The following is a 16,922-nucleotide window of genomic DNA, read 5'->3' as shown; positions in this document are numbered from 1 at the left end:
ACACAGCACTGGCACAGGAACTGCTATCAGATGTTACAGCATGACCCGGATGCCGGACCGGTGTGCCCGGCAAACCGTATGCAGCAGAGTCAGTTTTGTCAGATGCAGCCCGCCAGGGCCAACTTCACGAGGGAGGTATGCCGTATGAGTGACGAAATCAGCCAGGAATCCGAAGTAACCCGCAGAAGCTTCCTGAAAACCACCGGGGCAGTTGCAGCAGCTGCCGGTCTGGCCATGACCGGACTGGCCGCCACAGTCCGGCAGGCAGAGGCGGCCTGCGGAGAGATGCCGAAGAAGTGGGATGAAACCTATGACGTCATCATTGTCGGAACCGGTTTTGCCGGCTTGTCGGCGGCAATCGAGGCCAGGCATGCCGGTGCCGAGGTGCTGGTGATCGAGAAAATGCGTACCCATGGTGGCAACTCAATCATCAACGGTGGGGAAATGGCGGTTGCAGGCAACAAGTGGCAGAAAGAGGCCGGCATTCAGGATTCGCCGGAACTGTTCATGAAAGACCTGCTGAAGGCCGGCTCAAGCCTGAACCACCCTGAACTGGCCCGCACCATTGCCGAGCAGTCCGGTGAAGCGCTTGACTGGTGCCAGAACTTTGTCGGGGCCAGGTTTGTCAAGCTGGTCTTTCATGGTGGTCACTCGGTCAAGCGGTCGGTCCAGACCGATAATGCATCCGGTTCAGGCCTGGTCAACCCCTTGTTTACCAAGGCCAAATCCATGGGGGTCAAGTTTCAGTTTACCACCAAGATGGAGCGCCTGATTACCAGTAAGGAAGGCAGGGTCGTCGGCCTGGAGATCAGAAAGGGCTACAAATTTCCGGACGACAGGTCCGGCAAAGCAAGTTTCGTGAAGGCCCGCAAGGCGGTGGTACTGGCATCAGGCGGCTTCTCCCAGAACGTGGAGCTGCGCCAGATCCAGGACCCCCGGATTGACAGCCGTTTTGACTCCACCAACCATCCGGGCGCCACCGGCGAGGCCACCTTGGCCGCCTGCCAGGCCGGTGCCATGGATGTACAGATGGACTGGATCCAGATGGGCCCCTGGACCAGTCCCGATGAAAAGGGCTTCGGCCATGTCCCGCAGTTTTGTGAACGTCTGGTGGGCTACGGACCGATGATTGACCCCAAAAGCGGCAGGCGCTTCATTCAGGAAACCGGTAACCGCAAGGTACGGGCTGACGCCATGATGGCACTGGGCTACCCGACCATCATCTTTGGCGACGCGGTGAACGTCAAACGACAGGTATTGCCCCATACCCTGGAAAAAGGGATGGCAAACGGTGCAATCAAAAAATTTGATACGATCGAAGAACTGGCTGCCACCTACGGCATCCCCCTGGCTGCGCTCAAGGAGGAAATCGCCAAATGGAACTCCTATGTTGAGAAGAAAAAGGATCCTGACTTCAACTGCAAGATCTTCCCGGAGACCACTCCGACGGTCGCAGCCCCGTTTTATGCCTGCCGGCTCTGGCCGCGGGTGCATCATTGCATGGGCGGTCTGGTGATTGACAAAAATGCCCAGGTCAAAGGTTTCAACCTCAAGCCGCTCAAGGGGCTGTACGCTGCCGGCGAAGTGACCGGCGGGGTGCATGGTGCCGTGCGCCTCGGCACCTGTGCCATGCTGGATTGTGTTGTCTTCGGCAGGATCGCCGGAAAGAACGCAGCCAAAGAAAAGAACTGGGGCTAGTAGCCGGTCCTGAAGTCGGGTTGTGCAGAAACGCTCAACCCGACTTCAGGGAACTACCACGTATACTTAACACCAATTCCAGCTCAAGGACGCTATCAAGGCAGCGAGGCATTCGGCGGCGCAAGGCGTACACGCAGTACGCTGAGGAACCGATGACGAGCCAACGCAGAGAACGCCTTGAAATGGAATTGGTATAAGGAGTGCTTCAACCATGTACACAACCTTCATTCCAGCCAGATCTGCTGCGCTATGCACGGTAGCGGCACTCGCCCTGCTCGTGGCCCTGCCTGCATTTGCAGCCCCCAAACGCCTGACCGCTGCCAAGCCGGACAACTGCAGCGCCTGCCACGGCAAGGACAGGGTCCTGCCGGATGGCCACCCCAAAACCGCCAAAATGACCCTGGCCGCCTGCCTGGAGTGCCACAGCAAAGACAGCCCTGCCAGCCTGTCAGGGAAGCTGCCGCTCAGCCACCGGCATCAGCTGGCCGGTGTCAGCTGTGTCAAATGCCACGGCACGACCAAGAAACAGACCCCGGTTGAAGCTGCTGTCTGCGAGGCCTGCCATGAACCGGCCAAGCTGGCGGAAAAGACCGCCGGGGTAAAACCCCAAAACCCGCATACCTCACCCCATTACGGAACGGCGCTGGACTGTAACGTCTGCCACCACCAGCATGCCAAGGGTGAAAACTTTTGTATGCAGTGCCACACCTTCAACTTCAAACTGCCCTGAGGCCGCTTAATATCGGGATGGTTACAACAAATTACCTACAAAGGAGCATCGTTATGTTTGGTTTTGGAATGCCGGAGCTTATCGTCATCATGTCCATAGTGCTGGTGATCTTCGGCGCTGGAAAACTGCCTGAAGTTGGCCGGGCCGTTGGCAAAGGAATCCGTAATTTCAAGGAGGCAAGCGAGGGCAAAGAGGCCATTGAGCTGGACAAAAAGGCCTGAGCCCCTCAACACTCCTGGTTATCCCCGCGCCACCTGCCGTTACTTCCGCCTCAGACTCGACCGGGACAGTCCCTTTTCTCCAGGGCTGTCCCGGTTGCTGATTTCCCCCTGTTATCCGAATCAACTGCATCAGTAGTAAGATCTGCCTGCCTGGGTATCCCGTATCCAGGAGACGCTGCGCCTCGTCGTGAAAAAGATTGCTCCCCTCGCTCCTGAAATGAGAATGACCCACCCGCAACAGACCGTTCAATTCAGAAGTAAACCTTCTCATAATGAAAGCCTCACACATCAAACCGACAAGACCAAATCAAACAAGCATCATCACAACACACTGATTTAGCTTGATTTTCAACAAATTATCACTATGGCACGGCGACTGCAAACCAGCTCTCCAAGCCGGCGTCTGAGCATCGCCGGACAGTCCGGCCCGTGCCATGTGCGTGAAGGGTGCAGACGCAGGGATTCCCCCTCCTTCTCTCGGCCTCAGCCGTTTCACGCACATGGCGCTACAGATGAGAGAAGGAACACAATCCGGTACCAACCGGTTCTTCATAGACATCATTTCAGGCGAGAGGAGGTGAGTTGTAAAAGGCACCGTCAGACATGCAGCCGGTGTCGGCGGAGTGAATCAGTAACCGCATGACCACGCCTGGCGTGGCGATACTACCGCTCCCTTTCCAGGGAAGCGATCACTTACTTGAAGCGAGGAGGAGCACAGCATGAAGAAAGTATCATCGGCGCATCGCTTGTCGCAGCAACCCTTGGTCTGTCAGTACCTGCCATGGCATTGGAAGTCACCCCCTACGGCGCAATCCGGGTGGCAACCTGGTGGACCTCAAGTACCTATTACAATCCCGCAGGAGACCCGCTGCACGATGCCGACTTCACCCTGGACCTGCAAGGGGACAGCTACGTAGGTATGCGTGTAAAAGAAGGCGATTTCTCGGCACTGGCAGAACTCGGCGCCTACAACCCAAAAAACCGTTCCGCCGGTGTAGAACTGCGGATGCTGTTTGGTGAGTGGAACTTCGGCAACGGCAAACTGCGGGTCGGCTATGCCCCCAGCCCCTATGTCTATCGTTCAGAGATGATCTATGACGCCGACGGCGGTTTCAACGGCTATGCATCACTCTTCGACGGCCGGTATGCCCAGATCAAACTGTCCATGAATAACGGCTTTTATCTTGCCCTCATGCGTCAGGAAAACGTCGGTCTGGCTGGCATCGGAGCCACCAACTCACCAACCACCAACGCAGGTAACGGCTATATCAACACCCCCTTCAACATGACCAGTACCACCTACATGGCCGGTTATACCGATTTCGACACCTTTATGCCCAAGACTGTCCTTGGTTATGAAGGCAAGGCCGGTATCGTGACCTACGGCGGCGGTGTGGCAGGCAACTACTACAAGATCAGGACCGTTGCCGGCAACGTACAGACCGGCAAGGATGAAATCTACTCCTACCTGGGTTTTGCCCACGCCAAGATCGACCTGGCTCCGTTTGAAATCAAAGTGGCCGGTCACACAGCCCAGAACCTGGGCAACCTGATGAACAACGCCGCTGCGGCGGCCGGCTCCTTCTACAGCAACAACCCGGCCACCGGCAAAAACGCCTATACCTATGGCGGCTGGGGACAGCTGGGCTATACCCTGAACAACAAGGTCAAGATGTTTACCGGTGTTGCCTATGAATCCAACGAGATGCGCGGGCGCACAAGCGATGACCGGATGGCCGCCTTTGCCAACCTGCAATACGCCGTCACCAAAAACTTCAACATCGTACCGGAATTTGCGTTCTTGAATGAGATGCGCAGTGCTGCAGGCACAAAACAAGAAAGAATCTATGCTACCGGCATCAAGTGGGAAATGAAGTTCTAGCAGCAGGCAGACAGGGAGGTCAGACCGGCGTTGCTTCGGCACGGCTGGCCTCCTGCTCAACAGCCACACGGGGAAGTGGCCTATGCAGCACCTGCCTGTCAGGGACTGCACAAACACGAAGGAGGGAACCTATGTTTACCATTTTGAAAACAACCTGCACGGTTCTACTGCTGCTGGCAGCCGCCACCTGCAGTTTTGCCGCCACACTACTGCCGGATCAGGCCGTTCGCGATTTCGCACCGCTCTCGGGGTATGTCGTGCAATCCAGCGGAGAAGAGTACCTGATTGACCTGGGAATCGGCCAGGGTGTTGCCGTCGGTGATCTGTTCACGGTTGTCGGCCCAGGTGCCACGATTACACACCCGATCACCGGAAAGGTGCTGGGAACCGAGGAAACCCGCAAAGGACTGCTGCGGCTGATCCGTCTGAAGCAGGGCTACTCCCACAGCCGCCCGGTCGGGACCATTACAGGGATCAAGCGCGGTGACGTAATCCATCGCTTCCAGGACATTCCCGCTATAGTATGGGACTACACCGGCCAGGGTGAACAGCTGGCCAAGGAACTGCAAACCGCGCTACCGCACCTGAACTGGCAGGACTATGCCACTGCCCAGCAGAAACGTCCGGCAAGCCCGGTCCGGCCCGCCACATTCAGCCCGGCGCTCTATTTTATCCTGACCAGCCAGGCAGTTGAAGTACGCGCACCGGATTTCGAACTGATCCACAGCTACCCGGTCACCCCATCCCCCCAGCCCAGTCAGCCGGCATCGGCAGCAACAACGGCACCGGCAGCGGAGCCTCCACTTGCGGTACTGCCGCCGGTGATGACGGGCGGCGTGGTGCAGCCCGGCGGTGAACCGCTCTGGAACTACGCCACACTGAAAGGAACGCCGGTTGGCGTTGAGGCGGGCGACTTTGATGGTGACGGCCGCCAGGAGATTGCAATTGCCTTTGCCGACCGGGTTGAGATTGGCCGCATCACTGCGGAAGGCTACCAGATGATGGGGGCTATCCGTCTTGCCCAAGGCAGCCAGGCCTATGCCCTTGATGCCGTGGACCTGAACAAAAACGGCCTGCCGGAGCTGTATGTATCAGCCATGAACAGCAACGGTAATCCCGCCGGCATCGGGATTGAATTCCGCGACAAGCGCTTCCGCGCAACCGTAACCAAGATCCCCTGGCATCTGCGTCGGGTTGCCCTGCCCGGTGAGGGCGATGTGCTGCTGGGCCAGGAATACGACAGCCGGGGCCGGGAGTTTGCCGGACCGGTCTTCAAGCTCAAGCGTTCAGGCGACCAGCTGGTCAAAGGAACAGATCTCTCACTCCCCAAACGGGTTACCATCTACGGTTTCACAGCATTCAGCAGCCGGGGACAGACCCTTTACGCCTGCATTGACGATGACGGCTACCTTGTCATCCAGACCGCCAAAGGCGAGCAGCTGGCAAGCAGCGCCGATACCGTCGGCGGCACCGAATCCTATTTTGAGATGACAGAAGAAGTCGCCAGCGGCGGTGATGCACGGAACGTCTACCTGAAGGGCCGGGTCGAGTTGACCCCCCAGGGCAACATCCTGGTCAGTGCCAACAGCGGCATCAGCCTGCTGGGCCGCCTCAAGATGTACCTCAAGTCGGATCTGAAACTGTTCCGCTGGAACGGCAGCGACCTGCGAGAGGTCTGGCATACCGCGCCGGACAAGAGCTACCTGGCCGACTTCAAACTACTGCCGGGCAAGGCGGGCGAAAAGGCCAGACTGCTCAGCGTCGTGGCGTTCCCCAAAACCAACCCTGTGGCAGACCGCAAGGCAGCTCTGCGTCTCTATCAACTGGATACCCCCTGAACCATAGAGACCCTGCTTCCCGCTCCTGAAGACGTTCAGGGGCGGGAAACAGCCAACCTGCTGCACGCATCCCGGCAAGGCAGATTGCACCGGCCACAAGCCCTGCAATCTGCTTCGCCCGGATCAATCGCCAGGCATGCCATAGGATTACAAGCAGGCTGACACCAAGGAAGGCAGACGTGAAGATTACCGTTATCATAGGCAGTCCCCATGGCATGCGCGGCAATACCGGCCGCCTGCTTGAAGAGGTCATGGCCGGTCTTGGAGCCACATCGGAACTGGAACTGCTTGATCTCTCTGTGCTGAATCTGCAGCCCTGCCTCGGCTGCGATGCCTGCCACAAGAGCGGCAGCTGCCACCTGCCGGATGACTATGAGATGATCAAGGCCCGGCTGCTGGCCTGCGACGGCTTTGTCCTGGCCAGCCCCAACTACATCTTTAGTGTCACCGCCCAGCTGAAGGCCCTGTTTGACCGCAGTAGTTGCCTGATCCACTGCCTGGCACTTGAGGGCAAGTACGGAGCAGTGGCGGCAACCTCCGGTGGCGCAGAGCATGACGAACTGCTGCACTACATGGTCCGCTTCATCAACTCTACCGGTGCCCAGTCAGTGGGGTCAGTCAGCTCACAAGTGAGCGGCAAACGCAGTTTCCCCAAACAGGCAGAACTCTTTGACAGGGCGCGGGAACTGGGCAGCGAACTCTGCCGCTGCATTCGGGAGCAGGATCATTTCCCTGATCAGGCCGGTTACCGGGGCAGCTTCAAGGCCCGTATGAAACGACTGGTGGAATCCCGCAGGGATGACTGGAGCTTTGAGTTTCAATACTGGCAAGAACACCATTAACCGGCACCTCCCGTGCCATTCCAGCCGTTATTCTGTTTACAGATTCTGCCACCTTTCCATTAAAATCAAATCGAGAAAATTCTTCTCATTATTGGCGGCAGTTTTATTTTAATACTTGAACAAAACTCATCAAATCGATAAGTTGCATTTTTGCAACAATGGCACCGTTCTTGCTCACCCTCTCATTAACCGATTTTCGCGCGAATCCGTTCAAGATGTTGCAGGACCGTATCGAAAGATTGCCATGCAGCTTTTCTCCAACTGAGCTTCATCAGTGTAAAGAAGCTAATGAACCGGAATACGATTTGAGGGAGGTCACACGTGAGCAGGTCTGTGAACGTTAACGAAGTATTTGATAATATTCCTTTTTTGCCCTATCAAACAGCAGTTTGTCTACTCTGTTTCTGTATCGTCTTTCTTGATGGTTTTGACCTGACGGTCATCGGTGTGGCACTACCCAAGATCGCCGAGCATCTGAACGCCAAGCCCAGTGAACTGGGTCTGGCACTAAGTGCCGGACAGCTGGGCCCCATGATCGGAGCAGTCCTGCTGGGGATGCTGGCTGACCGTGTCGGACGCAAGAAGACCATGTTCTGCTCCGCCATTGTCTTTGGTTTCTTCACCTACATGACCACCCATATCACCAGTGTTGAAGAACTGGCAGCCTACCGTTTCCTGGCCGGCCTCGGCATGGGCGGCGCCATCCCCAACGCCCTGGCCTTCGGCACTGAATATGCTCCGGCCAGAATCCGCACCTCTCTTTCACTCTACATGTGGGCCGGCATGCCGTGCGGCGCCATGATCGCAGGGTTTGCCGCCTCCTGGCTGCTGCCCCACTACGGTTGGCAGTCCGTCTTCATCGTGGGCGGGATCGCGCCGGTGATTATCGCCTTGCTGGTCCTGGCACTGTTGCCTGACTCATTGCACCACCTGGTCAGGACCGGAACAGCCAAGTCCCTCGCCAAGGCCCGCCAGATTCTGGCACGGATCGACACGGCATCACCGGCCTCCGCAGATATCGAACTGACGGTCACCAGCCAGACCAAAGAGAAAAGCGGCTCCCTCAAGTCACTGTTTACCGACAACCGCCTGCTGACGACCATACTGCTCTGGATCCTGTTCTACATGAGTTTCTATCTGCTCTGGATCCTCTTCTCCTGGGTACCCACCCTGCTCAAGAAGAGCGGTGCGTCGGTCCAGCAGTACAGCATCGGCTTCGCCTTCATTCACCTGGGCTCCGTGGTGGCGATACTCTGTATCGGCCGTTGCATGGACAAATACAACAAGCTGAACGTCGTAAAATACGTCTTCCTGGCCGCCTTCTTTGCCATGCTGGCGTTCGGCTACTTCTCATCGGGCTACCCCTTTGCCGTGGTTATCGTGGTCTCCGTACTGGCTGGGCTTTTTGTGAACGGCGGCAACTCCGCACTGATGGGTCTGGCATCGGCGGTCTATCCGGCAGAGATCAGGGCCACCGGCATCGGCTGGGCCTACGGCATCGGCAAGATCGGTTCATTCCTCGCACCGGCCGTTGGCGGATTTTATCTGGCCCGCAACTGGAGCGTGTTTGACATCTGCGCCGTCAACGGCAGCAGCGCATTGATTATCGCCATAGTCGTCGTCATCCTGCAGCGGCATATGCGTTCAACCGCCCGTGGCGAGGTGTAAGAACCGCCTTGACGGTTGATTCAAAAACTGTAGCTGACATCCACACAGACAAGACCAACGCACAGGGGCCGGTACTCACCAGCCCCTGTTTTATTTCGCTGGACCATCAGCCGGCGTCAGTGCCCAAAACGGATTGTTCCCAATTTGATATTCAGCTTATCAAAGCTGGAAGCAAGACCGCCCGTAAATCAAATTTTACCATTTAATACCAGGCAGTTACACAACAAGACAAGAGTGGCACACTCGTTGCTAAAGTTGCAATCAAGGCGAATGGCAGGAAAATTCCGGCCAAGCCGTTCCCGCTACAGTGCCGCTACCGGCCTGACCGGCCTCACGCTGTCGGACCAGACATCAAGCGGCCCAGGTACGTTGCAGGGAAAATCGGATTGGAGCGATGTCACCCTTGAGGGTTACCGGCAGGATTGCATACCTCAACGAAAGGAGAGGCAACACCATGATAAAATACCAACGCAGAGAATGAAGGCCCCTGTTCTGTTGAGCCGGTGGTTGCAAACTTCTGGAGGTTGAGGCACGAGGCAGCATCTGAGTAACAGCTTACCTGCACGGTATCGCGAAAAGAGACGCAATCTGCATAAAAAGACTAACTATCACCCATATGGGACCACAAGGTGCAAAGGGGTACACTTATGTCAGAAGAACACTACAATCGATGGCTTATACTGATCTCGGCAATAATCATCAACATCTGTATCGGTACACTGTACGCATGGAGCGTCTTCGCCATGCCGCTGGGCAAATTGTTCGGCTGGGCTCCACCGGCGCTGGCGCTGGTCTTTACGATCAACCACGGTTTAAGCCCGGTGGCCATGATCGGCGGTGGCTACCTGCAGGACAAACTGGGTTCAAAAACAACCATTATCGTCGGCGGCCTGATGTTTACCATCGGCCTGTTTCTCTCCGGTTACGTTTCACAGGTCGGCATGCTTTACCTGACCTACAGTGCACTGGCCGGTATCGGCGGTGGTGTGATCTATGCCGGTAACATCGGCAACACGGTCAAGTTCTTCCCTGACAAGCGGGGACTGGCTGCCGGTCTCTGCGCAGCCGGCTACGGTTGCGGCGCCATGCTGGTGGCACCGATCGCCAGCGCCCTGATCATCAACTACGGCGTGCTCAATACCTTCCAGATCCTTGGTACCGCCTTCTTTATCATTATCGCCATCTGCATCATGTTCATCAAAAAGGCCCCGGCAGGCTACAAGCCGGCAGGCTGGACACCTCCGGTTGCGGCAGCCACGGCAGCGCAGCCGGCCGGCAATGACTGCAAGTGGACCCAGATGATCAGTGAAGGAATCTGGTGGGTGGTCATGATCATGCTGTTCTGTGGTGCCATGTCCGGCCTGATGGTTCTGGCCCACGCCTCCCCCATCGGCCAGATCATGTTCAAGCTGACCCCCATGAACGCAGCCTTCTTCGTCAGTATCATCACCCTGGCCAACGCCCTGGGCCGTGTCGGCTTTGGCGCCCTGTCCGACCGGATCGGACGTTCCAACACCATCATGATCATGTACATCGTATCGGCCCTGTCCATGCTTAACCTGGCGTTTACCACCAGCGTGGCAGGCTTTGTCGCCTCGGGTATCGGTTGTGGCGCGGTGTTTGGCGGATTCATGGGAACCATGCCGACCATTATCAGCGACCGCTATGGCCTGAAGAACTTCGGCGTCAACTACGGCATCACCTTTATCGGCTTCAGCCTTGCCGCGATCTTCGGACCGCTGACCGCCGCCAAGGTGCGGGTTGCCACCGGCAACTATGAGCAGGCGTTCTGGATCGCACTCGGCATCAACGTGGTGGGCTTTGTGTTCGCCTACATCTTCAGAACCATGGATGTCAAATCAAAGAAATAACGGGCACAAAACGACGCAATCAAATCAATAGGCACTAAAGCTGTGTGAACTGATGCATGTCTGGAACGTGAAGCACGACAGACGCAAACGATCTGTTCCGGTGAAGCCAGTGAGGTTTATATTATGAGTAAGAACATTGACATAACGCAAGCTGGCGTTGAGGTAAAGAAGTCAGCTTGCTATTTTTGCCACCAGAACTGTGGTGTGCTGGCCTATGTAAAAGACGGCAAGGTGCTCAAGATCGAAGGAGATCCGGAGTTCCCCACAAACCAGGGTGGTTTGTGCTGCCGGGGCAACATCGCCCTGCAGCACCTTGATCATCCGGCGCGGATTAACTACCCCTTGAAGCGGGTTGGCAAGCGTGGGGAAGGGAAATGGGAACAGATCCCCTGGGCACAGGCCATGGAGGAGATCGGCGCAAAACTGCTCCAGATCCGCAGCGAGTTCGGTGCGGAGGCGGTGGCAACCGCCGGCGGCACCCAGCGTACCGACGACTGGTCCAGAAGACGTTTCATGAACCTGTTCGGCAGCCCCAACGGTTTCCACAACTCCCACCTCTGCTGGATCCCCACCTTTATGGTGGAAACAGCCATCTACGGCTGGTGTCCGTTTGAACTGGACATGGGCAGCAGCCGCTGTCTGATCCTGTGGGGCCAAAACCCCGGTGCCGCCGGTATGCCGGAGATGCACCACATCCGGGAGCTGCAGGAAAAAGGGATGAAACTGATCGTGATTGACCCACGTTTCAGCGAAACCGCTGCCAAGGCCGATCTCTGGCTGCCGCTGCGGCCCGGCTCCGACCTGGCTCTGGCTCTGGCCTGGATCCATGTCATCATCTTTGAAGGTCTGTACGACCAGGAGTTTGTTGCAAACTGCTGCGAAGGTTTCGGCGAACTGGCCGACCATGTTGAAAACTTCACGCCGGAATGGGCAGCGGAACTGACCTGGCTGACCCCGGAACAGATCCGTGCAGGCGCCTACATGTATGCCATGAACAAACCGGGCAACATCCAGTGGGGTACCTCGGTGGACCAGATCGGGAAACCGGCCGGCTCTACCATGCATGCCCGTGCGATTCTGCGGGCCCTGACCGGTAACCTTGATGCACCGGGCTCCGACCTGTTGACCGGCCCGAGCCCCGACTTCCTGACCGATGAAGAGATGGAGGCCAACGATCAGCTGCCGGAAGAGCAAAAATCAAAGCAGATCGGCTCTGATCGCTTCAAACTGGTGACCTGGCCGGGCTACAGCCGCATTGCTGAAGAAACCAAAAAGGTCTGGGGCAAGGCCCCCACCGCCGAGTGGATGTGCGAGGCTCACCCGCCATCAGTATTCAGGTCGATCCTGAGTGGCAAACCGTATCAGGTCAAGGCGCTGCTGGTCTCGGCCACCAACCCGATCAACTCCTATGGTGAAACCAGCCTGGTGCTTGATGCGCTGAAGGCGGTCGACTTCATGGTCACCTGCGATTACTGGATGACACCGACCGCAGCCCTGTCCGATTACGTGATTCCGATTGCCGGTGCCCTTGAAAGGCCGACCATCACCAGCAGCTATGGCTGTTCCGACTTCCTGCTGGCATCACAACGGGCGATTCAACCGATGTACGAACGTCGCAACGACTACAACTTCTGGCGTGACCTGGGTTGTGCCATGGGTCAGCAGGAGATGTGGCCCTGGGCAACGGTTGAGGATGCCTATTATGCCAAGATTGCTCCCCTTGGCTACGACATCGAAAGCTACGATGAATTCGTCGAGCGCTACCGTTTCCACTTCCCCGAGCGTGAGTACTTCAAGTACCAGCGCCAGGGCTTTGCAACCCCGTCCGGCAAGGTGGAGCTGTACTCAACGGTACTCAAGGATCTCGGCTATCCTCCGCTGCCCCCCTATATCGGGCCCACCGAGAACGAGATCGACGATCCGGAACTGGCCAAGGAGTTTCCGCTGGTGCTGACCACCGGCGGCGGGTTCATGCCCTACCACCACTCCGAGCATTTCCAGATCAAGGAAGTACGCTTCCTGCGCCATGAGCCGTACATGGATATCAACCCGGCAACCGCCGCAGAGCTGTCCATTGAAGATGGCGACTGGGTCTGGATCGAGACCAAGCGGGGACGCATCAAGCAGAAGGCAAACCTGACCCAGGGGATCCATCCCCGTGTCATTTACACCCAGCGTGGCTGGTGGTATCCGGAACGCAGCATGGCGGCGCCGGAGCTGGGCGGCTGTCTGGAATCAAACACCAACGTACTGACGACCACTGCTGATGACCACTGCGACCCCTATAGCGGTTCCTGGGCTAACCGTGGTCTGCTCTGCCGCGTTTATAAAGTAAATGCTTCAGATAGGGAGGTCAAATAAGATGGCTCGTTACGCGATGGTTATAGATACACGAAAATGCATCGGCTGCCATTCCTGTACGGTTGCCTGCAAGGTGCACAACGAACTGCCGGTTGAGATGATCTACAATCCGGTGACCACGGTCGGTCCTACCGGCGTCTACCCGGATGTACAGATGGTTCATATCCCGCTGCTGTGTATGCATTGCGACAATCCGCCCTGCGTAGACGGCTGCCCCACCTGTGCCTCCCAGCGCCGGGAAAAGGACGGGATTGTCTTTGTGGAAGACAGCAAATGTGTCGGCTGTCTGGCCTGTGTCATGGCCTGCCCCTATGGCGCCCGCTACAAGAACCATGCAACCGGCGCGGTCCAGAAATGCGACTTCTGTAAAGACCGGGTTGATATCGGCCTCAAGCCGCACTGTGTCAACACCTGTCACCAGAAGGCCCGTATCTTCGGGGATCTTGATGATGAGACCAGTGATGTTCACAAACTCGTAAACGGGGAAAACGCCTGCCGCCTGCTGGGTGAGCTGGGGACAGACCCGTATGTCTTCTATATCTATGGATTGGAGGTAAGGAATCCATGAGTACCAAACATGAAGGTTGGGGCTGGATGCTAGCCGTTGATTTCTTTTTTGCCGGTATGGGTGGCGGCATGGTGCTGATTACCGGTTTGCTGGAGCTGTTTGCCGGTTCAGGCCGTCTTTCCCTGCTGGGTAACGTGATGGGGCCGCTGTTCATGTGCATCGGTTGCGGTTTTCTGATCCTGGAACTGGGCAGACCGTTTCAGGCCTGGCGGGTCTTCATGAACCCCAAGGCGATCCTGACGGCCGGTGCCTGGCTGATGTCGGTGGCAATCGTTGCCGGACTGGTCTACGCCTCGTTTGATCTTGATCCTGCCTGGTTCAAGCAGGACAAGCTGATCTGGCAGGACTGGGACATGCTCCGCAAGCTGCTGGCCGTTGTCTGCGTCATCACCGGCCTGGTGGTCGCCACCTATCCGGGGGTGCTGCTGGGTCGCCACAAAGGCCGTCCCTTCTGGGTCGGCCCGGGAATCATGACCCTGTTTATGCTCTCCTCGATTGTGACCGGTGCCTCTGCCCATTTTGTCAGTGCACTGATCTATCCCCCGGGCTCGGTTCCGGGGGTCTGGCACAATCTGCCCACCTTTGTGGGTGGCCTGCTGTTCTTCCAGCTGGTCGGATGGCTCGGCTATATCTGGATCAAGCGTACCGGCACCACCGCTGCTGAAGCGGCCAGTGCCCTCAAGTGGATCAACGGCCAGTATGCCGACAGTTTCAAGGCCGCATTCATCTTTGTGGGAACCCTGGCACCGCTGGTGCTGGTCATGATCCCGTCCACACTCTGCCAGGGTATCGGCGCACTGCTGGTACTGGTGGGTGGTGTGGTGATGCGCTGCCTGGTGGTTTATGCCGGCGAAGAACGTACCTGGCTGCCGGGTGAGCAGAAGTACCGTAAGCGGCTGCCCACCGGCAATGAGGCGTTCCTGAAGGCCTGGAGCAGGTAGTTCAATGCTTCGCAGCAGCGTAGCACGCCTCCGGGCGGACATTTCATGAGTTCTTTGTACAGCAACGATTCGACGGCTCCGGCAACGGAACCGTCGAATCTGTTTTGACAGGATCGGAAATCCCATGAGTATCGCTACCCGCTTAATGTTGATTGGAACATCGGTATCGGCCATCTTCATTGCCGCATTGGTTGTCAGTGTCTTCGGCCTCTTCTCGATCAGATCCGTTGCTGAACAGTCCCTGGCCGTGGAGCTGGAGACCCTGCTGCTGATCAAGGATATGCATGGAGCTGCGCTCCAGTCAGGTCAGGCCACACGCAATATCCTGCTGAACCCCGACGACACCAAGGCCAAGGAGAACTATCGCACCGCCCTGGCAGCGGCAAACCGGACACTTGAACAGCTACAGGGCCGTTTTGCCGCCGTAAGCAGCCAGAATGCCACCCTGCACAAGCTGACAACAGCATGGAAGGACAATACCGCCCTCAAGGAGCAGATCACTGCCCTGGCCGGGACTGGGGATCTTGCCACAGCCAAGACCACCCTGCTGACTCGCGAGACCCCCCAGTGGCGCCAGGTCAAGGAGCTGTTACTGCAGATCGAACAACAGCAGCGCGAAAAGCTGGCAACAAGCCGCACCGGCATGTCCAGCCGGGTAACCATGGTCATCCGGATTGTTGTGGTCTGCCTGCTGGTCGGTCTGGTTGCGGCGGTTGGCGCACAACTGCTGATTACCCGGCTGCTGACCCGCCGGTTACATGCCATTACCGAAGGCCTGCATGCGCTGACCCATGGCGGTGGTGACCTGACCCGTAATTTTGCCGTAAGCGGTAAAGACGACATCGCCAGACTGACGGAGGGGATCAACACCCTGGTGGCCTGGCTGCGGGAGATGGTGAGCACCCTGTATCAGCAGGGTGAGCAGGTCGCCATCAAGGTCTGTGAAATGTCCAAGACTACCCGAGAGACGGTGCAGACGGCAGAGCAGCAGAAGACCGAGGCGGTGGCGGTGGCGGTGGCGGCCGAGGAGATGGCATCCACCTTGAACGGGGTGGCAAACAACACCCACAGCGCAGCCGATGTCGCCTCATCGGTCAACAGCTCGGCCAACAGCGGCATGCAGGCGGTGGAAAAGGCCTGCGACTGCATGGAGGATATCAAACAAAGCGTTGAAGTGACCCGGGAGACCGTCGAGCGCCTGACCCGCTCATCGGAGAAGATCGGCGAGATTGCCGGTCTGATCGAGGATATCGCGGACCAGACCAACCTGCTGGCGCTGAATGCCGCCATTGAGGCGGCCCGGGCCGGCGAGCAGGGTAGAGGTTTTGCCGTTGTCGCCGACGAGGTCAAGAACCTGTCCTCAAAGACCGCGGCCTCAACCCGTGAGATCAGCGGCATCATCAGTGCCATCCGCCAGGAAAGCCGGCAGGCGGTTCAGGCGATGCATGATGAGTATCTCCGTGTTGAAGATGGTGTTGCCACGGCCCAGGCTGCCCGGGAGGGGCTGATACAGATCCTGCAACTGGCCGGTGAATCAACGGACATGATCAACCAGATTGCAACGGCCACAGAGGAACAGAGTGTCGTCACCTCTGAAATCACCGACAAGATCCAGCATATCTCCGGTATGGCGCAGGATGTGAATCATGAAATGCTGGCAACCGAAAAGACCCTGCTGGGACTTTCCGAGGTGGCCGAGCTGATATTCTCGTCGGTGGGCAGCTTCAGTGTCGGCACCTACCACGATCAAAAAAGGGCCGTTGCCCTGGCGTTCCGTGATCGCGTCGTCGAGGCGCTTGAACAGGCAATGGCCCGTGGCGAGATATCACAGGAACAGCTCTTTTCGAGAAATTACCAGCCGATGCCAAAGACCGATCCTCCTAAATACACCACGGCGTATGACGCACTCTTCGAGAAAATCATCTCGCCGATCCAGGAGGAGGTCATTGCCGCCAATCCGGACCTTGCCACCTCCACCGTCTTTGATGACCACGGCTACCTGCCCTGTCACCTGAAGAAATTCAGCAAACCGCTCACCGGCAACAAGGAGATCGATCAGGTGCAGAACCGCACCAAACTGATCTTTACCGACAGAACCAGTGTGCGGGCCTGCAAGAACACCAACCCGTTCCTGCTGCAGACCTTCATGCGGGTTTCCGGCGAGGTGATTATTGATCTTGCCTGCCCGGTGTTCATCCGGGGAAGGCATTGGGGCGCCGTCCGGATCGGCTACTCGCCCTGTGGTTAAACCCATGATGGAAACAGCACACCAGACCCTTTTTGCAGCAGAAACCGCCGGAGA

The 16,922-nt window shown here is 57.4% G+C and carries 12 protein-coding genes; all 12 read left to right on the top strand.

All coding sequences use genetic code 11. The features are described from left to right. Nucleotides 1-144: 144 nt before the first annotated feature. The 12 genes from FY034_RS03810 to FY034_RS03755 all read left to right on the top strand — a co-directional run bounded on the left by FY034_RS03810 (nt 145) and on the right by FY034_RS03755 (nt 16,868). A complete protein-coding gene (locus FY034_RS03810; RefSeq protein WP_265553875.1) occupies nt 145-1,698 on the top strand; it encodes a flavocytochrome c in 1,554 nt (517 codons plus the stop codon). Nucleotides 1,699-1,909: 211 nt separating this feature from the next. Next, nucleotides 1,910-2,428: a cytochrome c3 family protein gene (locus FY034_RS03805; protein ID WP_265553873.1), complete on the top strand. Its 519-nt coding sequence runs from the start codon at nt 1,910-1,912 to the stop codon at nt 2,426-2,428. Nucleotides 2,429-2,481: 53 nt separating this feature from the next. Further along, nucleotides 2,482-2,649, top strand: coding sequence for a twin-arginine translocase TatA/TatE family subunit (locus FY034_RS03800; protein ID WP_012469014.1), 168 nt, complete (start codon nt 2,482-2,484; stop codon nt 2,647-2,649). A 697-nt stretch (nt 2,650-3,346) separates the two neighbouring features. Then, a complete protein-coding gene (locus FY034_RS03795) occupies nt 3,347-4,531 on the top strand; it encodes a hypothetical protein (protein WP_265553872.1) in 1,185 nt (394 codons plus the stop codon). 131 nt (nt 4,532-4,662) lie between these two features. Beyond that, nucleotides 4,663-6,369, top strand: coding sequence for an FG-GAP repeat domain-containing protein (locus FY034_RS03790; protein ID WP_265553870.1), 1,707 nt, complete (start codon nt 4,663-4,665; stop codon nt 6,367-6,369). Between the two features lie 179 nt (nt 6,370-6,548). Further along, nucleotides 6,549-7,211, top strand: a complete 663-nt coding sequence (locus tag FY034_RS03785; RefSeq protein ID WP_265553868.1) for a flavodoxin family protein — start codon at nt 6,549-6,551, stop codon at nt 7,209-7,211. Between the two features lie 321 nt (nt 7,212-7,532). Beyond that, nucleotides 7,533-8,879: an MFS transporter gene (locus tag FY034_RS03780; RefSeq protein WP_265553867.1), complete on the top strand. Its 1,347-nt coding sequence runs from the start codon at nt 7,533-7,535 to the stop codon at nt 8,877-8,879. Nucleotides 8,880-9,526: 647 nt separating this feature from the next. Next, nucleotides 9,527-10,750: an OFA family MFS transporter gene (locus tag FY034_RS03775; protein WP_265553865.1), complete on the top strand. Its 1,224-nt coding sequence runs from the start codon at nt 9,527-9,529 to the stop codon at nt 10,748-10,750. Nucleotides 10,751-10,873: 123 nt separating this feature from the next. Then, complete coding sequence (locus FY034_RS03770) at nt 10,874-13,111, top strand: molybdopterin-containing oxidoreductase family protein (RefSeq protein ID WP_265553864.1); 2,238 nt, start codon at nt 10,874-10,876, stop codon at nt 13,109-13,111. Nucleotide 13,112: 1 nt separating this feature from the next. Then, nucleotides 13,113-13,679 (top strand): 4Fe-4S dicluster domain-containing protein, encoded by a 567-nt coding sequence (locus FY034_RS03765; RefSeq protein WP_265553863.1) that lies wholly within the window; start codon nt 13,113-13,115, stop codon nt 13,677-13,679. Next, nucleotides 13,676-14,620, top strand: a complete 945-nt coding sequence (gene nrfD / locus FY034_RS03760; protein ID WP_265553862.1) for an NrfD/PsrC family molybdoenzyme membrane anchor subunit — start codon at nt 13,676-13,678, stop codon at nt 14,618-14,620. The genes FY034_RS03765 and nrfD overlap by 4 nt, the downstream gene beginning before the upstream one ends. A 124-nt stretch (nt 14,621-14,744) precedes the next feature. Continuing rightward, a complete protein-coding gene (locus FY034_RS03755; protein ID WP_265553860.1) occupies nt 14,745-16,868 on the top strand; it encodes a methyl-accepting chemotaxis protein in 2,124 nt (707 codons plus the stop codon). The last annotated feature ends 54 nt before the right edge of the window (nt 16,869-16,922 follow it).

Source organism: Trichlorobacter lovleyi (genome assembly GCF_015239775.1).
Classification (GTDB): domain Bacteria; phylum Desulfobacterota; class Desulfuromonadia; order Geobacterales; family Pseudopelobacteraceae; genus Trichlorobacter; species Trichlorobacter lovleyi_B.
This window is presented reverse-complemented; position numbering and strand designations above follow the sequence as displayed.